The following is a 26,382-nucleotide window of genomic DNA, read 5'->3' on the forward strand; positions in this document are numbered from 1 at the left end:
ACCCATCCTTGGGGGCTCTGCACCGCCATCCCTGGCGGTGAAGGTCTTGCAAGGGCCTGCCAGCCGTCGCCACCTTCAGCCGAACCTTATAACGTTCGAAAAAGTAAAGCTCGATAGAAAGTCGCGACAGCAATTTAGCCAGTATTCCGCATACCCGCCGCGATACCCGCAATCGTTACCATCAGAGCGCTTTCCAGCACCGGGTCTTCCTCGCGGGTACGCAGACGTGCCATCAGTTCTGCCTGCAGCAGGTGCAGCGGGTCGGTATACGGATCGCGCACGCGGATGGACCAGCGCATCACCGGGTTGTTATCCAGCAGGCTTTCGCGGCCGGTCAGCTCGCTCAGCGCGGCGACGGTGCGGGCCAGACGGCTGCGCAGTTCAACGCCCAGGCGCTGCAGCTCGGCATCGTCGGTGAGGCGCTCTTCGTACCACAGGGCGACGCGGGGATCGGATTTGGCCAATACCATTTCCAGCATATCTACCACGGTCTGGAAGAAAGGCCACTGCTCACTCATGGCGCGCAGAGTGTCGGGAGCATTTTCCAGGCCGGTCTCCAATGCAGCGCCGGTGCCCAGCCAGGCGGGAAGCATCAGGCGCATCTGGGTCCAGGCGAATACCCACGGAATGGCGCGCAGGGTTTCCACACCACCGCCGGGCTTGCGGCGCGCGGGGCGGCTGCCGAGGGCCAGGCGGCTCAGCTCGGTTTCCGGGGTCACGGTGCGCAGGTAGGAAACCAGCGCCGGGTCGTCCCGCACCACTTCGCGGTAGGCGCGCACGGAGGCCTGGGTCAGGCGATCCATTTCCGCGCGCCACTCCGGACGCGGCTCCGCCGGTGGCAACAGGGTCGCCTCCAGGGTGGCGGCGATGTACTGCTCCAGATTGTAGGCGGCCACGGACGGGCGGCCGTATTTGAAGCGGATCATCTCACCCTGCTCGGTCACGCGGATGCGGCCGGCCACGGATCCCGGCGGCTGGGACATCAGCGCCATGCGGGTGGGCGAGCCACCGCGGGAAATGGAACCGCCGCGACCGTGGAACAGGGTCAACGGAATACCGTGCTCTTTAAAGATTCCAGTCAGCGCTTCCTGAGCACGGAACTGTGCCCAGGCCGCACCCAGGAAGCCGGCGTCCTTGGCGGAATCGGAGTAACCGATCATCACTTCCTGGCCACCCTTGACCCGCTCGCGGTAGAAAGGAATCTCCAGCAGCGCGCTCATGGTGTCGAAGGCGTTGTTCAGGTCATCCAAGGTCTCGAACAGCGGCACCACGCGCATGGGGTCCTGCACACCGGCAATTTTCTGCAGCAGCATGACCGCTAGTACGTCTGAAGACGTGCGGGCCATGGAAATGACATAGGCGCCGAGACCTTCCGGACCCTGCTCGGCGATCACCTTGCAGGTATCCAGCACTTCGCGCACTTCGTCGGTACAGAATTCGCTGCGATAGAAGGCGCCGTTGATCAGCGGGCGGCGGCTTTCCAACTCCGCCAGCAGGAATTTCTGCTTTACCTTCTCACCCCATTCGGCGTAGCTGCCCAGATCCAGGAAGCGGGTGATGGCGTCGATCACCATGGCGTGACGGGTAGACTCCTGGCGCACGTCCAGTTTGAGCAGGGTAATACCGAAGCCGTTGAGGCGGCGCAGGGTGTCTTTCAGCTGGCCATCGGCGATGGCGGCAAGACCGACTTCGCGCAGGGAGCGATCGATCAGGCTCAATTCCTGATACAACTCGCCGCTGGTGGTGTAGACCTCACCCTGCGGCTCGGATGCCCCATTTACGCGAGCCTCCATCAGCGCGCGGGTGTTGCGCAGACGGTCGCGCACCTCGCGCAGAATCAGCCGGTAGGGCTCCTGGCTATCTCCGGTGCGGGCCAGCAGTTCGTCGCTGGCGCGGTGCATGGACAGATCGGCAAGCAGGTTTTCCACATCCCGCAGATACAGGTCGGCGGCCATCCAGCGGGCCAGGGTCAGCACCTGACGGGTCACCTTGGCAGTGACATTGGGGTTGCCATCGCGGTCGCCACCCATCCAGGAGGCAAAGCGGATCGGCACCCAGTCCGCCGGCAGCGGCTCCAGGCCAGCCAGAGCCAGCTCGTTTTCAATCTCGCGCATGCCCTGGGGAACCGCTTCCCACAGGGACTGTTCGATGGTGGCGAAACCCCACTTGGCCTCATCGACCGGGGTCGGGCGCTCGCGGCGGATTTCATCAGTGCACCAGGCGGACAGAATCTGCTCACGCAGCAGGCGGCGCAGGCGCTCGGCCTCTTCCGGGGTGCAGTCGGGGCGGTCGAGACCGGTCAGCAGGTCCGCCATCTGATCGTATTTGCGGATCAGGGTGCGGCGGGTAACTTCTGTGGGGTGGGCGGTGAGCACCAGCTCCACGGACAGGTCGGACAACACCTGGCGAATCTGCTCCGGGTCCACGTTGGCCTTTTTCAGCTCTTCCAACACCTGGCGCAGACCGCGGTCGGTATCCGGGTCGCCAGGAAAGCGCTCGTGCTGGCGGCGCAGGCGCTCGCGGTGGCGTAGGTCGGCAATATTGGCCAGATTTAGGAACTGGCTGAAGGCCCGCGCCACTTCGAGCAGAGTCTCGTCATCCAGAGGATCCAGCAGCTCCCGTAGTTTACCTACAGGCATCTCGCCGTGACTGCGGCTCTCGACCGCAACCTGGCGAATGGTCTCCACAGTATCGAATAATGCATCGCCGGCCTGGCCGCGCAACACGCTTCCAAGCTCCTCGCCCAACAGGCGAACATCTTCCCTCAAGGGTGCATTCTGATCTTGATCCACGGATTTATTCTCCCCTACCGGATTACTTATCGGATGCATTCTCACATATTTCCGGCCCGATTTTGATGCCCGCTATCGAATTCTTGTAAAAAAACTACAAAATCAACCCCTGAAAAACAAGCCTGCTCCGTGGCCGCCAACAGAATTCGAGGCAGGAATACCCGATGCGGATTTACCGGTCACACAGGACAATTGACACCCCGCAGGAAATGGCTATAGTGCGCAACCTCAACAGCGCACTGCGCTGCTTGCCCAGGTGGCGGAATTGGTAAACGCGCTAGCTTCAGGTGCTAGTGGCCTTACGGTCGTGGAAGTTCAAGTCTTCTCCTGGGCACCATCTTTACGCAAAAAGGCCGACTCTCACGAGTCGGCCTTTTTGTTTTGCAGGATGCGCAGCTCACCGGAACCAGATAGGCGGGACAAGCCAGATAAATCAGCCGGGGCGCCAGAAGATGCCCCGGGCCAATTCACTTAGCGGCCACCAACGACCATGGGCAGCGGTTCCAGCATGGCGCTTTCCAGCACTGCGCCTTCAACCGAATCATCTTCCACCTTCGCGCTCTCTTCCTGCTCTTCTTCGTCGTCATCCGAGCCACCCAAAGGCTGCAGCTCACCGCCGTGCAACTGCACCTCCGGGAGATTCAGGGCGTCGATACCCAGACTGTACGGGGTTACCTCACTGAAGATACCCGGATCCAGCTGGGCGATATCATCCACCGGGTTCTGGATCGCGGATTTGAGGCCCTGCGCGGTCTGAGCACCAGCTACGGACTCAAGCTGATCACCAGTAGCGGTGAAGGTGGGTTGCTGGCCGACGAAGGCGGGTTCGAAGTAACTGAGCGCCACAATATCCACCGACTGGCTGGCATCCATCCGCAACGGATTGATCTCGGTACCGATATTGCCCCAGCGTTGCAGCTGAGAACCCAGCTGGATGGTGCCCGCGGTGATATGGGTTTCACCGAAGGTTTCCGCCGTCAGCAGACCGAAGCCGGCGCTGGCCAAGGACACGCTGCCACGACCGGCGTTGATCTGGTCGATATGCAGATCGTCCTGGGCAACGATGGAGACATCAACGTCCGCACCGCCAGAGCTCAGGCTCAGGGAATCCAAATCACTCTCGATATCCAAATCACCGGCCAGGTTCAACACCGCATTTTGCGCTTTCAGTGAACCACCAATGGTTTCGCGACTACTACTGGTGAGCGTAAGGTCGCCGGCAGGATCGTATTCCAGCGCCATGCCCGCCGCAGAGAAATTCACTCCGGCCTCACTGCCATCGGTAGTGAAGTCGAGTTGCTGACTGGACACGAGGTTAAGGCCACCGGTGGTATCGGCCAGCTGCTCGAAACCGCTGAAGCCAAAGTTACCCACCTTGTTCTGCGCGGTGGAATCACCGGTAATTTCCCAGGTTTGCGAGGCCAGGAAGACTTCCAGGCGGTCACTGCCAGCACCGGCCGACAACACGGTCGGCTGCGCACCGGCGAGCAATTGCACCAGGTCGTCGCCATCACCCAGCAACAAACTGTCCAGCAAAGTACCGCTCATATAAACAATATCGGCACCTGCCCCGGTATCCACCGAATCAAAAGTACCGCCATCCATATGGAAGGTATCTGCCCCTGCACCGGCCACCAGATTTTCAAAACCGGTAAAGGATACGGAGAACTGCTCATCGCCCACGGTGCTCGCGCTGTCGCCCAGGGCCCAGGAGAGGGCTGCATCCATACCATAAAGAGTATCGGCGTCACTGCCCGCTGCTATGGACTGCACAGCGCCAAACTGTACACCACCAATGGTCAATTCAGACGGGCCGGAGAGGAGATAGTCGGCGGCAAGGTTCGGACCGCTGTAAGCGCCGGTATCCGCCACCCGCTCCAGGTTTTCAAACAGCACCGAGATGCTTTCCAGCTGGGCCACCGCACTGCCATCGACCAACGCAGAATTCTCCGTTGCGGAAGTCCACTGGCCATTGCCACCGCTGACACGGTCGTCGCCATCGCGGGCATCCACTGAAGCCACACCGCTAAAGTCGATGGCGGCAACACGGATATCGCCACTGGCAGCCAGCTCAAAGGTTTCATTGCCATCGGTTCCGATAATCTGGTCGGCGCCACCGTTGCCAACGACGGAGCGGATACCGGTAAACGCGATACCCTGGGCGCTCAACTCGCCCTCACTACCGGCAAGCACAAACTGCTCATTGGCACTGCTGCCAATCAAACCGGCATTTTCCGCCAGCACCTGATCCATATCATGGAACACAACGCCATTGGCGGACACCGTACCCTCAGTGCCAAGCTGCCAGCTCTCTGCAGCACTGGCCACCTGGTTGCCGCCCTCCTCGCCAGAGAAGACTTCAGCCACGTTATCAAACAGGATATCCAGTACCGACAACACACTACTATCGGCACTCAGGGTGTAGCTCTCGGCAATGGTATTTTGCGAGCCATCCACAATCGCGGCATTGGTGGTCACCTGCTCGATGCCGGTAAAAGCGATGTCGGCAACGGATGCACTGCCACTTTGCGCCCCCAGAATCCAGCGCTCTCCGGCGGTAGTCGATACAGTATCGCTGCCCTTCCCTGCGGCCACGCTCTGTACATCACTGAAGGCAATACCATCGGCTTCCACTACACCGCTGCCGGCGACACGAAAGCCCGTTGCCGCAGCACTACCCACTACATGCCCACTGCCCGCACTGGCGCTTTCCACTTGAGTAAACTGCATACCTGCATGCGCCAGAGAGCCCGCGGCGCCCTGCAGTGTCCAGTCACCGCTCGCCTGCCCAATCACACTATCCTTACCTGCGCCACCGGCCACACTGTTCACATCACTGAACACGATGCCGCCAGCTACCAGGGTGTTATTGCCCTGAGCGGTGAGAACATCGTCTCCTGCCGCACCGGTAAATGTATTGGTGCGAGAAACGGTGGAAACACCGGTAACCGCAATGCCGCCACTGCTGACCGCGTTGCTGCCGGAAAGTGTCACGCCATCCAAAGCCACCAGATCGATAGCCGCATCTTGCAGCGCCATGCTGCTGAGGCCATTAAAAGTGGCTGCGCCAGATGCGACGCTGCCGCTTGCGGCAATCTGCGCCGTCTCCTGGCCGCTCACACTGAGTGCGGCGCCACTACCGTTGAACAGTTCAACACCGGTAAACTGAATACCATCGTGAGAGACACTGTTATCCGCGGCCAGCTGATAGTCCACGCCAGCACGGGAAGTCACCTGGTCGTCACCGCCGGCGGCGGCCACGCTGGTCAGCCCGTCAAATACGATATCGAATACGGAAAGCGCACCGCTGCCAGACATTACGAAAATGTCAGCGCCTGCTGAACCATTCAGCGCGGACGCAGTTGCGGAATCGATACCGGTAAAGTCGATGCCACTAGTGGCAAACGCGCCCGAGGCACCCGCCAGGGTAACTAGACCTACGGTGGTGACATCATCACTACCCGCACCTGCGTTTACCTGAGAGATATCGGTAAATTTCAGGGAGGCTACCGAGAAGGCGTTGCTACCGGTCACGGTGAAATCGTGACCCGCACCATTGCCGGTAACAATTCCGGAGCCGCCACCGAAGGTTTCAATGGTATTGAGTGTCAGACCGCCGTGAGTAACCGATGCAGCCCCCGCAGCGAGTTTCCAGCCATCACTACCGACACTGGTAAAGGTATCTGCACCACCGGCGCCGTGAAGTGTGGTTACGGCATTAAAGGTGAAGCTTCCTACGCTCAGCACATCGTTGTCGGCCCACTCAAACAGATCGTCGCCATCGGTGCCGGTCAGGGTGCCTACGGTTGCGCTCTGGATACCGGAAAACAGCAAATCGTTTGCGCTCAGCTTGCCTGAGGTACTGGAGAGGCTGAGACCATCGGAGAAGGCACTGGCAGTCAGGGAATCCAGTCCGCCATTGCCGAGTACTTCCGTCATATCGTGCACGGTGAGCTCGCCGATGGAGACAGTGCCGTCACTGTTCAATGTAAAGTTATCGGCACCGGCGGTCCCCAGAAGGTTGGCGTTAACGGTTTTGAGGATTTCTACGTTTTGGAAGGCAACACCGTGGTTTTCTGCACTGCTCTCCCCCGTGATCAGCCAGTTATCCCCACTGAAACCGGTAACCGTATCGGTGCCGCCTTTTGCGTCGACATCGGTGGACCCACCAAGCTCAACTCCATCCAGTGTCACCACACCTTCCGCGGTAAACGCGAGATGATTATCCCCGTCGTCACCTTCGAGCAACGCCGCTAGAATTTTATCGATATCGTAAAACTTGATGCCGGCGTTTTGCGCATACTTCACCGTCTCACCGTCAACCGTTTCATCCAGCAGCTGCGCGGTGCCATCGGCATCCAGGATATCTTTCCCCTCACCACCGACGACGGTCGACAACCCGGAAATCGCCATATCGGCAGTGGTGATAGCTCCGCTATCAGTGACCGTAAACGTATCATCGCCACTGGTGCCGTCGAGATCCGCAATCACCGCGGTATCGATATTGGTAAAGGTAAAGGTATCGCTGAGACCGATTTGTTTGTCGGTACCCGTAAGTTCGAGCGTGCCGGTATAGCCGGTGGTGAACAGGTGATTACCGGAGGTAGATGTGGTTCTGCCGGTTTCGGATTCGCCGGCGTTGACGCCGGTCAGGCCGGTGAACGTCATGCCTTCATAACCAACCGCGATGGCTGAAGCACTGCCGCTCAAGGTAAAGGTTTCATCATTCGCGGTGCCGGTGAGGGCGGCGTTGCTTGCGACAAGGCTGGAGAAGCCGTTAAAGTCTATCTCGCTATTGCGCGCCGTATCCGTATCCCGCAGCAACCAGTTAACACCGGAAGCGCCCGCTGCGCTATTGCCCACGCCGCCAGCGGTAACTGACCCCACACTGGTGAACAGCATGTCCAGAACGCTGAGACTGTTGGCACCGGTAACAAGGAAGGCATCGCTGCCAGCACTGCCGGTGACATTGGAACTGGCAACGTTCTTGATTCCGGTTGCGGTAATCCCGTGGGCCGTAACTTCATTCGAATTACCTGTCAGGGATACGCTGCCGGCATTGAGGGTATCGGTACCGCCGCTTCCGGCGATGCCATTCAGGCTTTTAAAGGTCGCGGAGTAGTCCGTGACGGTGACATTGTCTGCGCCATTTACCGTGAAGGTGTCGCTGCCAGTCGCTGTGCCCTTAAGTCCGGCACCGTTGGCGGCAAGCGACGAGAAGCCGACAAAATCAATACCGCTGTTGGCAACAGTATCGGTACCCTGCAGTGACCAGGCGGCACCGGAAGCGCCAGTGGCACTGTTGCTGATCGCACCGGCTGTTACCTGATCAACATCACTGAACAGCATTTCCAAAACGCTGAGGGTGTTAGTACCGGTAACCAGGAAGGCATCGCTGCCGGTACTGCCAGTGACATTGGCACTGGCAACATTTTTGATGCCGGTTGCGGTAATCCCATGCGTAGTGACTACATTCGATGTGCCTGTCAGGGAAACGGTGCCGGCATTGAGCGTATCGGTACCGCCATTGCCGGTGATGCCATTCAGACCACTGAAGGTCGCGGAGTAGTCCGTAACAGTGACATTGTCCGCACCACTCACCGTAAAGGTGTCACTGCCGGACGCCGTGCCCTGCAGACCGGCGCCGTTGGCGGCAAGTGATGAGAAGCCGACGAAATCAATACCGCTATTGGCAACGGTATCGAAACCCTGCAGTGACCAAGCGGCAGCAGCGGCGCCAGTAGCACTGTTGCTGGTTGCACCTGCGGTTACCTGATCAACATCACTGAACAGAATTTCCAAAACACTGAGGGTGTTAGTACCGGTAACCAGGAAGGCATCGCTGCCCGTACTACCGGTGACATTGTCACTGACAACATTTTTGATGGCGGTTGCGGTAATTCCGTACGCCCTGACTTCATTCGATGTGCCCGTCAGGGATACGGTACCGGCATTGAGCGTATCGGTACCGCCGCTGCCGGCGATGCCATTCAGGCCACTGAAAGTCGCGGAGTAGTCCGTAACAGTGACATTGTCTGCACCGCTCACCGTAAAGGTGTCACTGCCGGTCGCTGTGCCCTGGAGTCCGGCACCGTTGGCGGCAAGTGATGAGAAGCCGACAAAATCAATACCGCTGTTGGCAACGGTATCGGAACCCTGCAGTGACCAGGCAGCACCGGACGCACCGGTGGCACCGTTGCTGACGGCACCGGCGGTTACCTGATCAACATCACTAAACAGCATCTCCAAAACACTGAGGGTGTTCGTTCCGGTAACAAGGAAGGCATCGCTGCCGGTACTGCCGGTGACATTGTCACTGGCAACGTTTTTGATTCCGGTTGCGGTAATCCCGTGGGCAGTGACTTCGTTCGAGGTTCCAGTAAGGGATACGGTACCGGCATTAAGCGTATCGGTACCGCCGTTGCCGGCGATGCCATTCAGGCCACTAAAGGCCGCGGTGTAGTCCGTTACGGTGACATTGTCTGCGCCATTTACCGTGAAGGTGTCGCTGCCAGTCGCTGTGCCCTTAAGTCCGGCACCGTTGGCGGCAAGCGACGAGAAGCCGACAAAATCAATACCGCTGTTGGCAACGGTATCGGAACCCTGCAGTGACCAGGCAGCACCGGACGCACCGGTGGCACCGTTGCTGACGGCACCGGCGGTTACCTGATCAACATCACTAAACAGCATCTCCAAAACACTGAGGGTGTTCGTTCCGGTAACAAGGAAGGCATCGCTGCCGGTACTGCCGGTGACATTGTCACTGGCAACGTTTTTGATTCCGGTTGCGGTAATCCCGTGGGCAGTGACTTCGTTCGAGGTTCCAGTAAGGGATACGGTGCCGGCATTGAGGGTGTCGGTACCGCCGTTGCCGGCGATACCATTCAGGCCACTAAAGGTCGCGGTGTAGTCCGTTACGGTGACATTGTCTGCACCACTCACCGTGAAGGTGTCGCTGCCGGTCGCTGTGCCCTGCAGACCGGCACCGTTAGCGGCAAGTGACGAGAAGCCAACGAAATCAATACCGCTGTTGGCAACGGTATCGGAACCCTGCAGTGACCAGGCAGCAGCAGCGGCGCCAGTGGCACTGTTGCTGGTAGCACCTGCGGTTACCCGATCAACATCACTAAACAACATCTCCAAAACACTGAGAGTGTTTGTGCCGGTAACGAGAAAGGCATCGCTGCCGGTACTGCCGGTGACATTGGCACTGGCAACGTTTTTGATTCCGGTTGCGGTAATCCCGTGGGCAGTGACTTCGTTCAAATTGCCCGTCAGGGATACGGCGCTGGTATTGAGGGTGTCGGTACCGCCGTTGCCGATGATTCCTGTTAGGTTTCCGAATTCAAAAGCTGATCCGTCTACCAAAACTCTACCGCCCTCGAGAACAGTAAAAACATCAGCACCAGCAGTTCCTGTCAGGCCCGCATTACTTGCTTCAATAGCTTCCACTTCATCAAAATCAATGCCAGCAAATGTAATCACGCTAGACTGAGGTATAGTGAGCTCTTCGCCATCGGGAGCCCGAACAACATCACCGCCACTTGCTCCACCTAGAACAGATTCCATTCCCACATATTTAAAAACGCTACTCTTTTCAATCTCGCCATCGGCATCAAGGAGATCGACGGACACTTCGGAACCGGTGACACTAAATCTTTCATTGGAGACCCCACCTAAAAGATTTCCTCCATTCGTGTCAATCACCTCTACATCACTAAAAATAATATTTGAAAAACTAACTGTCTCATCAAAAACCACTGAGAGGTCGGTAGCGGAGGGGGACATCACAACGTCCCGGTCACCAGCCTGCTCTCCCCCCGCAACCGTATCTACGCCACTAAATGTCAGCTTGGACACAGTTTCGTAAACGGCCTTATTTTGGGATTGCACCTCAAAGGTCTCATCTACCCCATTGGCACCAGTAACACTTGAGCTTGCGACACTAGTGAGATCGGAAAAAAGTAAGCCGCCTGCAGAAACCTGACCTTCCACACCAGTCAGTGTGACTGCACCTGCAGCAATAGAATTGGCCCCACCATTACCGAGCACTTGACCAAGTCCGGTGTAGCTAAACGAGCTGCTATCTGTGACCTGACCATCGGTATCAAGGAGATCGACGGACACATCAGAACCACTGACACTGAATTTCTCATTGGCACCTCCACCTAAGAGATCCCCGCCATTCGTGTCAATCACCTCTACATCACTAAAAATAATATTTGAAAAACTAACTGTTTCATCAAAAACCACTGAGAGGTCGGTGGCGGAGGGGGACATCACAACGTCCCGGTCACCAGCCTGCTCTCCCCCCGCAACCGTATCTACGCCACTAAATGTCAGCTTGGACACAGTTTCGTAAACGGCCTTATTTTGGGATTGCACCTCAAAGGTCTCATCTACCCCATTGGCACCAGTAACACTTGAGCTTGCGACACTAGTGAGATCGGAAAAAAGTAAGCCGCCTGCAGAAACCTGACCTTCCACACCAGTCAGTGTGACTGCACCTGCAGCAATAGAATTGGCCCCACCATTACCGAGCACTTGACCAAGTCCGGTGTAGCTAAACGAGCTGCTATCTGTGACCTGACCATCGGTATCAAGGAGATCGACGGACACATCAGAACCACTGACACTGAATTTCTCATTGGCACCTCCACCTAAGAGATCCCCGCCATTCGTGTCAATCACCTCTACATCACTAAAAATAATATTTGAAAAACTAACTGTTTCATCAAAAACCACTGAGAGGTCGGTGGCGGAGGGGGACATCACAACGTCCCGGTCACTAGCCTGCTCTCCCCCCGCAACCGTATCTACGCCACTAAATGTCAGCTTGGACACAGTCTCGTAAAGCGCATTATCTTCGGTGAATACCTCAAAGGTCTCATCTACCCCATTGGCACCAGTAACACTTGAGCTTGCGACACTAGTGAGATCGGAAAAAAGTAAGCCGCCTGCAGAAACCTGACCTTCCACACCAGTCAGTGTGACTGCACCTGCAGCAATAGAATTGGCCCCACCATTACCGAGCACTTGACCAAGTCCGGTGTAGCTAAACGAGCTGCTATCTGTGACCTGACCATCGGTATCAAGGAGATCGACGGACACATCAGAACCACTGACACTGAATTTCTCATTGGCACCTCCACCTAAGAGATCCCCGCCATTCGTGTCAATCACCTCTACATCACTAAAAATAATATTTGAAAAACTAACTGTTTCATCAAAAACCACTGAGAGGTCGGTGGCGGAGGGGGACATCACAACGTCCCGGTCACTAGCCTGCTCTCCCCCCGCAACCGTATCTACGCCACTAAATGTCAGCTTGGACACAGTTTCGTAAACGGCCTTATTTTGGGATTGCACCTCAAAGGTCTCATCTACCCCATTGGCACCAGTAACACTTGAGCTTGCGACACTAGTGAGATCGGAAAAAAGTAAGCCGCCTGCAGAAACCTGACCTTCCACACCAGTCAGTGTGACTGCACCTGCAGCAATAGAATTGGCCCCACCATTACCGAGCACTTGACCAAGTCCGGTGTAGCTAAACGAGCTGCTATCTGTGACCTGACCATCGGTATCAAGGAGATCGACGGACACATCAGAACCACTGACACTGAATTTCTCATTGGCACCTCCACCTAAGAGATCCCCGCCATTCGTGTCAATCACCTCTACATCACTAAAAATAATATTTGAAAAACTAACTGTTTCATCAAAAACCACTGAGAGGTCGGTGGCGGAGGGGGACATCACAACGTCCCGGTCACTAGCCTGCTCTCCCCCCGCAACCGTATCTACGCCACTAAATGTCAGCTTGGACACAGTCTCGTAAAGCGCATTATCTTCGGTGAATACCTCAAAGGTCTCATCTACCCCATTGGCACCAGTAACACTTGAGCTTGCGACACTAGTGAGATCGGAAAAAAGTAAGCCGCCTGCAGAAACCTGACCTTCCACACCAGTCAGTGTGACTGCACCTGCAGCAATAGAATTGGCCCCACCATTACCGAGCACTTGACCAAGTCCGGTGTAGCTAAACGAGCCGCTATCTGTGACCTGACCATCGGCATCAAGGAGATCGACGGACACATCAGAACCACTGACACTGAATTTCTCATTGGCATCTCCACCTAAGAGATTCCCTCCATTCGTGTCAATTACTTCTATATCGCTGAATGTAATTTCAGAAAAAGTAACGGTATTGGACGTAGATACTGAGAGGTCAGTAGAGCTTGGTAATATTACGACATCTCGGTCATTTGGAATCCCATCGCCATCAAAAGATTCTCCGCCAGATACTGAGTCGAAATCAACAAACTCCACACCAGAAAATCTTACACCATTTTCCGTCAAGGAAAATTCATCATTTCCATCGGTACCATTTAATGTTGCGCCAACTATCTCAATCCGATCAGCGCCAGTTATACGAGCAATTTCGGCAGGTACGCCCTCACTATTTACGTTATTCGCAACAAAAACATTGGGCTCACTTTCGTCAATCTTGACATCGGTTATACTTTCAACTCCGCTCAAATTAAAACCGTGATGCCCGCCACGGTTCTCAATCTCAACTGGCAAATTACCAGTAATCGTTACATTGCCCAAATCACTTACGGTTGGCTCAACGGGGTTGCCGTCGCCATCCCGCGGAACTTCTTCGGCATCTGATTTACCAACTGACATAGACAGCTTAGTAGCAGTGATTACGTTCGAGTTGTTAAAACCATCGACAGCGCTAATATTCAGACCTTCCCCTAGAGCCGCGCCGAAATCTGCCCCTTCTGCCGATACAGTGATGCTTCCACTATTATTGATTCTTCCAACCCCGTCACTTTCGGAATCAACTGACGCAACTAATCGAACACTCCCACCAGTAGTATCAATTCCAGAAGCTTTTATCGTTCCTGCATTATTTACCGCGTAGTTAAACAGGTTATCCGCCACTCTCGTTTCAATGACGACATGCGCACCATCGAGAACACCGCTATTAAACACGGATTCATCGACTTCCAATTCGTTTCTGAGCGCGCCAGACTCAACTGCCACAGAGACAAGTCCCGAAGTGCCCACTGAAATTGTTGCGCTATTAGCGCCTACCATATTGATAGTGCCCTTGCTCGCAAATATCGATCCCGTGAATTCAGAACCCTCGATGGTCTCTTTCAGATTCCGCACACTATTACCAATTAAAGTCACATCGCCAGCATGAGCAGTTATTTGACCTAGATTGGAAACAAGACCGGCTGCGTTTCCTGTTGCATCCGAAATCCCTGATGCATTTATTTTAAGTAATTCACCCTCATCTGCATCACCAATGGAAGAGGCCAACCCAGATACTGTTAATGCACCGACATTTACCGTGGCTGCCTGCGAAAAAATCACACCGCGCGGATTAATAAGTACCACATGGCCATCGGAGCTTAGCGAACCCAAAATTGAACTACTACCATTTAGAACATTATTCACTACAAGGTTGGTACTGCTATAAGAGCCACTTCCATTTTCGAAGTTGTAATCTACATCCCCAAAATCAAAACGGACTTCTTCACCCTCGGCAATATTGAAATTATTCCAATCAATTTCGGTTACAGTGGTTTTTTCAGCAATAGTCACCAGTGTCTTAACATCGGCGGCATCATCAGTGATACTTACCACATCAATGTCAATGCCCGAAACATCCCCAGAACCAGAAGTGACCTGAGCATAAGCCCCCTGCGCTGCATACATTCCCAGGCAGGCCAGTTTGATTGCATTTGAAAGAAGAGTTTTCTTGGTGTTCATAATGTCGTTCGCTGTTGTGCGCTAGATATCCGTATCTGGTGGACGGCGTACTTTGGAGTTGGGGTATTACTGCAAGAAGTAGGAGAAGTCCGCGTAGATTCTCGGCTCTTCGGCGTCGTCGCCGGTGCCGTCGATCGAGGAGCGGGACATGGTGGGCCATGCGAGGGAAAGTTGGCTGGCCCAGTTTTCGTTCCAGCTGAATTTCACTAGCAGGCCGGCTCCGGAGAGGGCGGCCCAGTCGTTCTCTACCATGGGCTCAAAGTTCTCGACGACGCCGTAGCCGGCATCGGCGATCAGGGCTACCTGGACCATGTCACTCAGCCGGTTGCCGAAAATACGCGGGTTGATGGCATTCGGGAGGCCGGGGTACCACTCGGCGGAGATGAGCGCGGCCTGGTCTGAAGAGAAGTCGCGGACGTCAAATGCTCGCACACCATTGGCGCCGCCAAGAGAAAACTGCTCAAAAGATGGCAACGCGCTTTCGCTGTATTGCCAGCGGCTTTTTACCACCAGACGGGATTGGGCGTCAGTGAAAGGCATGGGCAGGAATAACAGCGAGCTGGTTTCTGCGGCAAACTTGCTAAAGTCATCACCGCGACCTGCTTCAACCGTATTCTGGAACTGGCCAAACTGGGCTTTTGCGTTGACCACGTTCAGCATGGGGATACGGCCACCGGACAGAGCGTCCATATAGAAACCGAACTCCCCGCCGATTACATGATCGCCACCATCTGGCAACGCGATTACGGCTTCAATCTCGGATTTTTTCTCGGTAGCAGAAACGGACGCGGTAATATTAAAGTCGCGGGAACGACGGAACTTGTGTTCTACGTTCAGCGCATAGCTTTCGTTAACGCCGTTGATATCCAGAAGGTTAATAAAGTTATTCGGATCTTCCAGATCCTGCAGCACAAATTCATTGTAGTCTGCGGATAGCTGTAGGCGGGTGCGCGCACCGAACAGCGGTAGGCTGTATTTGAACTGACCCAGATTGGATCCAAAACCAGAGTCGAAGCTGTCACTGCCATCTGAGCGCAAATAGCCCACGGTCAGCTCATCACCAATGCCCAACGGGTTAAACCAGTCGACGGAGGTGAATACGCGATTGTCGCCGGTAAACGTAGAGCCGTGGTTGTCCATACGGGTAACGAGGCGCCAGCCACTTTCATCGCGCACCTTCAGGTTCAGGCGGGTTTCACCAGGGTTGTCGCCGGGGCTGAAGTAGCCGGTTACGTTTAGGGCGGGAAGGTCATTAAGCAGGTAAAGGCTTTCCTCAACGCTTTCGTGGTTTACCAGCTTTCCTTTCTGACGTTCGAAAGCGCCAGCGAGTCGCTTGTCACTGTATTTCTGGTTGTCGTGCACGGAGATCTGCCCAAGCACGCCCTCCTGCACACTGAAGGTGACGATACCGTCTTTTACTTCCTGGGCCGGAATCTGTACCTGGGCGAGAAATAGGCCCTGCTGGCGGTAAAAACGGGTGAGCTCTGCGGCGATGTCTTCCAGGTCACCGTAGGTCAGACCGCGCAGGGCGTTCTGACGCTCGATCACATTGACCAGCCGGCGCAGCTCCCGTGGACCCAGCTCGTCTGGTGAGAATCTTGCGCCCATGCCATCCAACATCAGCGCCAGCTCTTTCAGATTCTCCAGGGTATAGCCACCAGCGACGATCTTGTCTTCCTGCATATATTTGACACGCAGGGCCTCGGCCTTGGCTTCAACAACGGCTTTTTCAATGCCGTATTCCGGATACTCCTGCAGACGGTGAAAGCGAAACTCTTTTACGGAGATACGCGGACCGATTTCACGGCCGGAAACTTCCGGAATATCGGTGTCCAGATTGGGGTCACGCGCTTCACGCACACGGCGTTCAAACTCCCGCTGAACGTCCTCATCATTTACATGGGGCACGTCCTGCTCGAAGGCTTGACGCACCCGACTGCGAAAGCTGGAGTCACTCTGTTGCGCTTCTGCGTGTAGCGCCAACACCATCATGCCCGCCATAGCGGTGCACAACCATTCCTTGCTCAATGAAGACACGGATCCCCCCAAGAGTTCCTTTCTCAATATGGCGCGGCACGCGGGCTTTGACCTGCACGCCGCTAATATTCAATTTTTTAATTTGATAGGTGGTATCCGCAGACTCCCAAAACCAGCGGCGCACCCTTTATTGATTCTGCTCAGATGCTCTCTGACTTCCCGATCCAATTAGCGGACGATGTCCCGGACCACGCGGAAACCGGTAAATTCATCCGCATGACCGCTGTGGAACATTTTGGATGTAGCCAGGCAACGACTCATGGGATCCTGGCGACTGCCACCGGCGGCCAGCAGATTGTTATCCACATCAAACACCCACTCCTGCACGTTACCCACCGCATTGACGACCCCAAACGGGTTTGCGGTACCCGAGCGGGCTGCAACCAGTTCCGCGCCTTTCTCGATACCGCCATAACGCAGATAACAGTTGCGATCAGAAACTTCTGGCTGGCCATTGGCGCTAGCGGCGGCGAACCACTCGCGCTCGGTGGGCAGGCGATAGCCGCGTCCGGTTTCCTCGCTCAACCAAGTTAGGTAGGCCCGCACTTGGGACAGCTCGAGGTTGTGCACAGGGAGCTGAGCGTCGCCTGCTGCCGCGGGCGTACAGGCGCCGGTGGCGGCGCAGAATTTGGAGAATTCCGCGCGGCTGACTTCAAACTTACCCACAGCCAGTGGACGGCCGGAGCCACCATTGACGACTACCATCTCCGGGGCGTTTCCACCGGAAGCCATTGGGTCGGCGCAGGTGTAGCGCTCCCCACGGGCACCGCCGCCTGGACGCAAGTGTGCGCAATAGTCGATATCCAAGTCGGTAAGCACAGCCTGCTTGGGCAGCATTGCCTGGGCATTTTCCAGTAGCGATGCGGTATTGGCCGGGCTTTTCAGTGCGAGCTTGCCGAAACAGCCGGCGAGCTCCTCCCCGACTACGGGACGCAACAGCTGGGCCTTGGTCGGGTCGATCGCCGCGAGGCGAGAAAGGGTATTGCCAATGAGCGGCAGGTTGATCTTGAAGTCACACTTGAGCGTGCCTTCCATATCATCAAGTACCATATCGATTTGTTGCTGCTTCTCCCGCGCGAGACGCAATTGCTCGGCACGCAGCGCCTCCCGACGCAGGCGGTCTTCCTCGCGCTCCGCCGCCAAACGCTCTTCTTCCAGCTTGCGCCGCAGCTCTTCGCGCTCTTCATTCAGCTGTGCACGAATGGCATCGGCGCCAGCGACGTTCTCATTCCAGTCCGCCGCGCGTCCGAGCATTTCTTCGGCCGGCTCCAGATTGCCAAGATTCAGCTGACCGGTAGCCGCGGCGATAAACAGGTCGGATACGGTACGGTGTACGGTTTCACCGAAGTTGCCGTCGCTCGGGTTAAGCTTGGTGTACTCCTGCAGCTCGATACGCAGGTCGCGCTCCCAAGTAGGAGTCAACACACTGAGCCCCAACAGGCGCTCGACCGCTTCTTTCTTATCGGCGATACGACGTTGCAATAGTTCTTGCTCGAGTTTTTTCTCCAGCTCGACCTTTACCCGCTGCTGCTCGGCCACATTTTCCTGTTCAAGGTGGTTATAGCCGATACCGCCAGCAACCAGAGTGGCAGCGAACAGCGTTCCGAAGGCCCACTTCCAGCCGGTTTTGCCGTAGAACTTCTGTACAAATCGTTCGACGGTATCGGTGCGATCTTCGCGGTGGAAAGCGAGTGCAGATTCCAGTGCGCGCCACTGGCGACGTGTCAATGAGCGAATGCGCTTGGGCTTGAGTTTTTGCTGGAAGGCCTTGTCGGCAGGTACCTTGTTATACGGGTGACGGCCGGAGAAAAGTTCGTAGGCCACACACCCCAGGGCGAACACATCATCACTGGGCTGCGGCTCACCGCCTTTCAGCATTTCCAGGCTGGCATAGGCGGGGGTCAGTGCACCCAGGGTCCCTGCATCAAAAACGGTTTTTTCACCGGCCTTACTGGCAATACCCCCTTCGGACACCGCGCGGGCGATACCAAAGTCGATAACCTTCGCGCCTTTTTTGCTGGTGACGAAGATATTGCCAGGCTTGAAGTCCGAGTGGACGATACGGTGGGAGTGAGCATAGATCAGAGCCTGGGACACATCACGCAGGATGGCTTCGGCACGCTCTTTCTCCAACCCGACATCGAGATGTTCCCGCAGCAGCTTATCGAGGGGCGCCCCTTCAAGAAACTCCATGGTCATAAAGACCCGGTCACCTTCGCGGTCGAAATCGTACACGGTTACGATATTAGGGTGCGCCAGCGTCTGGGATTTGCGCGCTTCACGCTGCAGGGAGATAAACGCGTCGGGATGCTTCTGGAAATCTTCGTTCAGCAGCTTGATCGCGACATAGGGGTCACTGTCGCTGGCTTCCAGTTTGCGACGGTCGAGCGCCTTGTATACTGCACCCATACCACCCACACCGAGCAGCTTATCGAGCTCGAATCGCCCCTTGATGATGGTTTTGGTTACCGCCCCCTCACGTGAAGTGGATGGCTCAAAGTGCACAGCCTCACGAGGACGGGGAAGTGAATCGGGAAGGCCGCCAGAATCAACGATCACTGTTGCGTCGATACCGCCAACTGCACTGGCAACACTCTGTATGCCGGATGCCGCCTCGCCGGCACTTGCGGGGACGAGGCCGGGGTTCCCGCCGACGGGAGGATGGTCGTTGGCACCCGTATTTTCATTGCCAACAAATACCGTGACATCCGAGTCGTCACAGGCCGACAGATTTTCCGCAGCTTTCTGGATTATGCGGGTCTTGTCATTCACAACCATCTCCCTGGTGTAAATTCGACGGCGGTTCCTCTCGCCGACTAGGTATTAAATTGCGCTGGCTGCGCACCAAGCCCCGATGAGATCTGCACTATCCAAACCTACCAATATGCAAACGGGAACTCGCCTAAAGGCCGCGAAGTATATCGAAGGGCAAATGCGCCAACAATTGATTGACGCACTGTTTTACGCGATTTCTGATTACATTTCGTTACACAACTGGTTAGTCCATACCAGTTAGGCAGAAACTGAAACCATAGTACCAACAGTGCGGAACACTAAGTGGCACAACGAATCTATTTTCGGTGATGACTGGAACGATTGTACCAATCAGTATCTCTAACCTTTGACTTTCGACACGCAACCATCAAACCCGGATTCACCCACTCAGAGTCACTCTTAATCTCAATTTTTATTCGTGCCAGAGTCAAATTTAATGAGTCGGTACTAGCAGTCATCATTGTCGGGAATCAACAATTAAATAGTGCCAGAGTCGATTTAATAATTACCACAAACGGTTTTTTTTTGATTTTGTCTCTGCTTAAATTCATCCCGCCTGCCAACTACGGCACTCCTTGAACTACTGCAATCGCGGTGGAAAAGGAAAACCCACCATAGATCCATACCATATTGAGGGATTAACCATGGCCATTTACATGAACTTCAACAACAAGGCTCCTGCCGGTAACGTAACTGCGAAAGGTTACGAAGACTGGATTGAAGTTGATAGCTTCAACTTCGGCGTAGGCCGCGGCATCTCCATGGAAGCCGGCGCGGTTGCCAATCGTGAAGCGACTCGCCCCAGCCTGAGCGAAGTGACCGTAACCAAGCGTATCGATGCGGCTTCCGGTGGCCTGTTCAAGTCCTCCGTAACCGGTGACGAAGGCGTAAAAGTTGAGATCCACGTCGTTCAAACTGGCGCAAACTCTGTAGAAAAGTTCGCGGTTTACACCCTGGAAGACGTTCTGATTTCCTCATACAGCATCTCCGCTGCCGCGGGTGGTGCTCCGGCTGAGTCCATCTCCCTGAGCTTCGCCAAAATCGAAGCGGACCTGAACCACGCCGACAAAACCAACAAGAACCCGAAAAACATGCGCGTCGGATACGACCTCACTACTGCGACCCCGCTGTAATCTGGTTTACGCCACACGGAAGCCGGGCTTTGCAGCAATGGGCTGTCAAGCCCGGCTTTTTTCCGTTGTAAAGTGATCAATTTTCTCGTACGCGGTTCCAAGACGCCGGAAAATTGACGGCGACTTTTTGGGGAAGCGCCCCAATTACAAGGAATTCCGCTTTAGGGGCTCATTTTTGAGAGTCCCGGCACCGACAAGGACTTGGGGCTGATATGTCTTCACTCAATCAGGACAATCGCATGATCCGGACGGAATGTCCGATCGGCAAAGATATCTTTATCGCCACCGCCATTTCTGGCGAAGAGCATATCTCCAATACTTACCGCTACCAGCTCCGCCTGCTTTCCGATGATCATGAGATCACTCAGGACAAGATAGTCGGCAAGCCCTTTACTGCAACCATTCATCATGGTGATGCAGAAAAGACCATTCACGGCTATGTCACCCACTTCTCGATGTTTGACGTCAATGCCGAGGGGTTGCGGGAGTACACCGCAGTGATACAGCCTGGGCTCTGGTTCACCACCCTGACGGGAGAAAACCGGATCTTCGAGAAAAAGTCCGCGCTCGCAATCGTCGAAGAGGTTTTGAAGGAGCACGCAAGCGTTGTCTCTTTCAGTAAAAAAATTACCGGCGAACAACTGGACCGGGAATATTGCGTACAACACAACGAGAGTGACTTTCAGTTCATCAGCCGCTTACTGGCCGAAGAGGGCATTGCCTACTACTTCAAACAGTCAAACGGAAAGCACGAACTGGTACTGTGCGATGACAGCAAGAATTTTTATGACTGCCGCAGTGAGAAGCTCGAGTATGACGGCGGCGGCAGTCACCCGACCAAGCACTCCGTACGTAGCTGGCAGCGGGATTTCAATTACCACAGCGGTGGTTTCGCATTCAAAGACTATAACGAGTACACCCCGGACAAAGACAACGAGCAGAATGTTGCCACTGCAAGCAAGCTAAATAATGTAAAAGGCTATATTCAACAACTCTACGGCCGTAATCATTTCGAGGCCAAGTCTGACGGCACGCATATTTTCCACGACAGCCATCATAAAACCCTCACCGAGCGCGCGGTGGAGTCCCTGGAAGCCGGGTTCGATGTCGCGCGAGGCTCAAGTGACTGCGGAGAACTGAGTGCCGGCGGACGCTTTGAGCTCGCCCATTCCCTGAAGAGCGAAAGAGGTAAGTATTTACTCACTTCTCTCCGCCTGTCGGCAAAAGACAGTAACAGCGACGACTCTCAGTTCAGCAATACCTTTACCTGTATCCCTGAAAAGGTCATGCCGCGGCCAGCACCTTTCGCCAACCTGCACAAATCCTATGCCCCCCAACTGGCCACAGTGGTCGAGGTAAACGCAACGGACTCTTCCGGCTCTGCAGACAAATATACCCAGTTGAAAGTGAAGTTCCCCTGGAACTCCAGGCAGAACAGCTGCTGGATTCGTGTTTTGCAGTCGTTTTCCGGTAAAAACTGGGGAGCGAGCTTTGTTCCGCGCGTCGGGCAGGAAGTTGTAGTCAGCTACATCAACGGGGATCTGGATCGCCCTCTGGTGACTGGTGCTGTGTACAATGCCGACAACCCCGGACCGCAGTACACCGCCACCCAAAGCGGCTGGAAGACCCAGATCAAGGACAGTAAGTTTAATGAGCTGCGCTTTGACGACACCAAGGGCAGTGAAGAAATTTATATGGAGGCGGGCAAGGACCACAATTTCCAGATCAACAACGATCAGACCGGCAAGATCGACAACGATCAGACCCTGGAAATCAAAAACAACCGCTCTATCACCATCACCGAGGGCAATGAGACAATCACCCTCGGTAAAGGCAACCAGACAACGGATATTGAGGGCAATCAGTCAGTCACCCTGAAATCCGGGGATCACTCGGTTAGCGTTAAGTCAGGCAAACAGACCATCGACGTAATGGGCGCCATCAAGATCACCTCCAAAACCTCCATTGATCTGAAAGTGGGCGGAAACAGTATTTCCATCAAACCGTCTGGCATCGAAATCAAAGGCACCATGGTTACCTGTAAAGGAGATTCCATGGCGGAGGTAAAAGCCGGTGGCATCCTAACCCTCAAGGGCGGGGTTACAAAGATTAACTGACGGGTGAGATCATGACAGACCTGGTGAAAGTTCAGGCAACAACCGCGCAGGAGTTGCTCAAGGAAATAGAGATCAGTGATGAGGGCCAACCGCATCTGGTGCTGGATACTGCTCCAGAGATCAGCATCCTGCGATTAATGGAGGCGGGTTGCTACGGCGATGCGGTCAAGCTGCTGGCCCGCGGACTGCCCAAGCGCGAGGCCGTGTGGTGGGCTTGCCTGTGTACTCGAGAGATCCAGACACCGGAAACTGATGAGAACAATCGCAAGGCGCTGATGGCAGCAGAAAACTGGGTGAAGAAGCCGAGCGAAGAGCGCCGCCTGATCTGCAAGCAAATGGGCGAAGCCACCAAGTTCAAAACTCCTGCCAGCTGGGCGGCTACTGCGGCAAGCTGGTGTCATGGGAGTATGGCTGGGCCGGATGAACCAGTAGTGGAAGCACCAGAGCATCTGTACGCTCACGCAGTGGCAGGCAGTGTTTCCCTGGCTGCGGTTCAGAGTGACCCGGTTAACCCGGAGCAGCCTTTCGAGCGCTTTCTGCAACAGGGTCTGAACCTCGCCCGTGGCGGTAACGGCAAGGCTGCGTAAGTAGCGATCTGACAAACGAACTTTCGAGATGCATCGATTATGGGAAAACCCGCTTCACGAATTACCGATATGCATGTCTGTCCGATGGTGACCGGTACCGTTCCCCATGTGGGCGGCCCAATTCTCACCCCGGGTGGCCCCACGGTGCTGATCGGCAATATACCATCAGCGACCGTGGGCAGTACCTGTACCTGCGTGGGCCCGCCAGATTCGATCGCTATGGGTAGTACGACGGTACTGATCTCCAATAAGCCCGCTGCGCGCATGGGAGACACCACCACCCACGGGGGCAAGATCGTTATCGGTTGCCCAACGGTGCTAATCGGCGGTTAACAATCCACCACGAAAAAAGGCCGCGCTTCAATATGAGAAGGCGGCCTTTTTTGTTTATATGGTGAGTAGCCGATTAACTTACCCGGTATTCAAATTCCCCTTCATCCGTTGCCCCGATGTGCACCTCGCGCACCTCTTCTCCACGGGCCATACAGTCCAGACACTGGCTCGCCAGTGCCGGCAATACCGTGCGATTAAGGATGACTTCGATATTGCGCGCACCTGTATCCGCCTCCTGGCACCGCGCGACGATATTGATCAGCACATCATCGTCATAACCGAATGCCGCACCGTAATGCTCTTTGACGCGTTTCTCGATGCGACGCATATTGATTTTACAGATCTCTACCAGATTCTCGTCATCGAGAGGGTAGTATGCGACTACATTCGCGCGCCCAAGAAAGGCGGGTTTGAATTTCTGCAATAGCTGCGGGCGAATATTGTCCAACAGAACATCTGGCTCCGGCTTTTCTTCTACCTGATTGAAGATCGCGCGGATTGCATCTTCGCCGGCGTTGGATGTCATGATAATTACGGTGTTTTTGAAGTCGATATCGCGGCCTTCACCATCTTTGATGGTGCCTTTATCGAACAGGTTATAAAAAATATCCTGTACACCTGGGTGGGCCTTCTCCATTTCGTCAAGCAGGATTACGGAGTAAGGTTTGCGGCGTGCGGCTTCCGTTAATACGCCGCCTTCACCGAAGCCAACATAACCGGGGGGAGAGCCAAGGAGCATGGAGACTTTGTGCTCTTCCTTGAACTCGGACATATTGATCGTGGTGATATTCTGTTCGCCACCAAACAAGGTATCCGCAAGTGCCAGTGCAGTTTCGGTTTTACCCACGCCACTGGTGCCGCAAAACAGGAATACACCAACGGGTTTGCGCGGGTCGGTAAGACCAGCGCGAGAGGTGCGGATCGCTTGGGCAACCGCTTCCAGTGCATGAGGCTGGCCGATTACCCGCTGGTTCAATCGCTCAGCCAGACTCTGCACCGCATGAATTTCGTCGGACACCATTTTGCCTACCGGTATTCCGGTCCAGTTGGCAATCACTGCAGCAATGGCCTGCTCGTCCACCTCAGGCTGCATCAATGGAGTCTCGCCCTGAATGTCCAGAAGCTGCGCAGTTAATTCCTGCAACTGTTGTTTCAGGTCTGCGAGTGCGGAATCATCGGTAGCCTCGGCACTCGCGCTGAACACTTCATCGATCTGATCACGCAGGGTGCGGATTTGGGTAATCAGCTCCAGCTCCTGCTGGTGTTGCCCCTGGAGTTTTGCAAGGCGGGTTTCCGCGCCCTCTTTGTCGGCCTGCAGTGTGGCCAACGCCTCCTCATGGGCACCGGTCGCGGCGTTTTCACGGCGCAGTTTTTCCATGGTGCGCTCGGCGCCGGCAATAATTCGCTGGGCATCTTCAATCGCCCCCGGTGTGGCAGACTGGCTAAGTGCCACACGAGCGCAGGCGGTATCCAGCAGGCTGACGGATTTGTCCGGCAGCTGGCGGCCGGGTATGTAGCGGTGTGAGAGTTTTACAGAGGCCACGATTGCCTCGTCGAGAATCCGCACCTTGTGGTGGGACTCCAGACTGGTCGCTATGCCGCGCATCATATCAATGGCCTTCGTTTCGTCCGGCTCTTCCACTTTGACCACCTGGAATCGACGGGTCAGTGCCGGGTCGCGCTCAAAATATTTTTTGTATTCCGCCCAGGTGGTCGCAGCGATGGTGCGCAGCTCGCCGCGCGCTAGCGCGGGCTTGAGAAGATTCGCTGCATCGCCCTGCCCTTCCTTACCACCGGCACCAATCATGGTGTGGGCTTCGTCAATAAACAGAATAATCGGCGTGGCGGAGGCGCGCACTTCTTCGATCACGGACTTCAGGCGGTTCTCAAATTCGCCTTTGACACTGGCGCCGGCCTGTAGCAAACCCAAATCGAGGGTTCGCACCGCAACGTCGCGCAGCGGACCTGGCACGTCACCGGTGGCGATTCGCAATGCGAACCCCTCCACCACGGCGGTCTTGCCCACTCCCGCTTCGCCAGTCAGAATCGGATTGTTCTGTCGGCGCCGGGTGAGAATATCCACACACTGGCGGATTTCCTCATCGCGCCCCAGTACCGGATCTATCTCGCCGTTGCGCGCGCGCTCGGTCAGGTTAACGGTGTATTTGTCCAGAGCGGGCGCCTTGCTGGCTACCACCGCGGCTGTAGCAGAATCGCCGCTCTCAGCGGCACCGCTCAGGTGGTGAGACTCACCGGTACGGGAAAACATCGCCCGCGCAGTCTCGCGAATCGACTCGGGTGCAATACTTTTCAGCGCAGGGCAACTTTCCAGTATCTGACGACGGGAAGTCTCTTCCAACAGTAACGCCGCCAGCAAATGTCCCGAGCTCACCACACGGTGGCCGAAATCGATGGAGGCGAGCATCCAGCTGTTTTTTGCCGCCTCCACGATCGCCGGTGACAAGGCGGCCGGGCGGCTGCTTCCGGATTTGAAACCGGCGATGGCAGTGGCGAGTTGCTTGGCGAACTGCGAGGGATTGACGTCATGCTTTTCGAGCAGATGAAACAGATCCGTATCGGACTGATCCAGTAGTTTCAGCAGCCAGTGCTCAATTTCCACGTTGTACTGGTTTTGCGCTAGGCACAGGCCGGCGGCGCCTTCCAGAGATTCCCGCATATGCGGGGTCATGGTTTCCACAAGGCGTTTGAGATCGATATTGATCATACATTTTCCCTATTGGTAATCCGCCGTATCTGCCGAATCGAATTCGAGCAATATGAAGCGGTGGTTCCTTTAAATAGCGACTGAACTATATGACGA

9 protein-coding genes, 1 tRNA gene and 1 pseudogene are annotated in these 26,382 nt (G+C 55.4%); 5 read left to right on the forward strand and 6 right to left on the reverse strand.

Translation table 11 applies throughout. The features are described from left to right. Positions 1-134: 134 nt before the first annotated feature. Entirely contained in the window at positions 135-2,792 is a 2,658-nt protein-coding gene (gene ppc / locus ACYX4K_RS13935; RefSeq protein ID WP_475091526.1) for a phosphoenolpyruvate carboxylase, read from the reverse strand. 250 nt (positions 2,793-3,042) lie between these two features. On the opposite strand from ppc, the gene ACYX4K_RS13940 reads away from it, so the two are divergent. Beyond that, a tRNA-Leu gene (locus tag ACYX4K_RS13940) sits at positions 3,043-3,129 on the forward strand. Between the two features lie 134 nt (positions 3,130-3,263). Here the strand turns inward: ACYX4K_RS13940 and ACYX4K_RS13945 are convergent. The 4 genes and pseudogenes from ACYX4K_RS13945 to ACYX4K_RS13960 all read right to left on the reverse strand — a co-directional run bounded on the left by ACYX4K_RS13945 (position 3,264) and on the right by ACYX4K_RS13960 (position 19,388). Beyond that, a complete protein-coding gene (locus ACYX4K_RS13945) occupies positions 3,264-12,887 on the reverse strand; it encodes a beta strand repeat-containing protein (protein ID WP_475093967.1) in 9,624 nt (3,207 codons plus the stop codon). A gap of 1,242 nt (positions 12,888-14,129) precedes the next feature. Next, a pseudogene (locus tag ACYX4K_RS13950) lies at positions 14,130-14,579 on the reverse strand (two-partner secretion domain-containing protein); the annotation flags it as partial. Between the two features lie 66 nt (positions 14,580-14,645). After that, positions 14,646-16,616, reverse strand: a complete 1,971-nt coding sequence (locus ACYX4K_RS13955; protein ID WP_475091525.1) for a ShlB/FhaC/HecB family hemolysin secretion/activation protein — start codon at positions 16,614-16,616, stop codon at positions 14,646-14,648. Positions 16,617-16,784: 168 nt separating this feature from the next. Next, positions 16,785-19,388 carry a bifunctional serine/threonine-protein kinase/formylglycine-generating enzyme family protein gene (locus tag ACYX4K_RS13960; RefSeq protein ID WP_475091524.1) on the reverse strand — a complete coding sequence of 868 codons (2,604 nt, stop codon included), beginning with the start codon at positions 19,386-19,388 and terminating at the stop codon, positions 16,785-16,787. 647 nt (positions 19,389-20,035) lie between these two features. On the opposite strand from ACYX4K_RS13960, the gene ACYX4K_RS13965 reads away from it, so the two are divergent. The 4 genes from ACYX4K_RS13965 (at position 20,036) to ACYX4K_RS13980 (ending at position 23,561) form a co-directional block, all read left to right on the forward strand. Then, positions 20,036-20,524: an Hcp family type VI secretion system effector gene (locus ACYX4K_RS13965; protein ID WP_043319667.1), complete on the forward strand. Its 489-nt coding sequence runs from the start codon at positions 20,036-20,038 to the stop codon at positions 20,522-20,524. 212 nt (positions 20,525-20,736) lie between these two features. Continuing rightward, complete coding sequence (locus ACYX4K_RS13970; RefSeq protein WP_475091523.1) at positions 20,737-22,641, forward strand: type VI secretion system Vgr family protein; 1,905 nt, start codon at positions 20,737-20,739, stop codon at positions 22,639-22,641. An 11-nt stretch (positions 22,642-22,652) separates the two neighbouring features. Continuing rightward, positions 22,653-23,228, forward strand: a complete 576-nt coding sequence (locus tag ACYX4K_RS13975; RefSeq protein WP_475091522.1) for a DUF6931 family protein — start codon at positions 22,653-22,655, stop codon at positions 23,226-23,228. Between the two features lie 39 nt (positions 23,229-23,267). Further along, positions 23,268-23,561, forward strand: coding sequence for a PAAR domain-containing protein (locus ACYX4K_RS13980; RefSeq protein WP_476178715.1), 294 nt, complete (start codon positions 23,268-23,270; stop codon positions 23,559-23,561). Between the two features lie 73 nt (positions 23,562-23,634). Here ACYX4K_RS13980 and tssH read toward each other — a convergent pair whose 3' ends face one another. Further along, positions 23,635-26,286 carry a type VI secretion system ATPase TssH gene (gene tssH / locus ACYX4K_RS13985; protein WP_475091520.1) on the reverse strand — a complete coding sequence of 884 codons (2,652 nt, stop codon included), beginning with the start codon at positions 26,284-26,286 and terminating at the stop codon, positions 23,635-23,637. Positions 26,287-26,382 lie beyond the last annotated feature (96 nt).

Source organism: Microbulbifer sp. ABF4_107 (assembly GCF_056312215.1).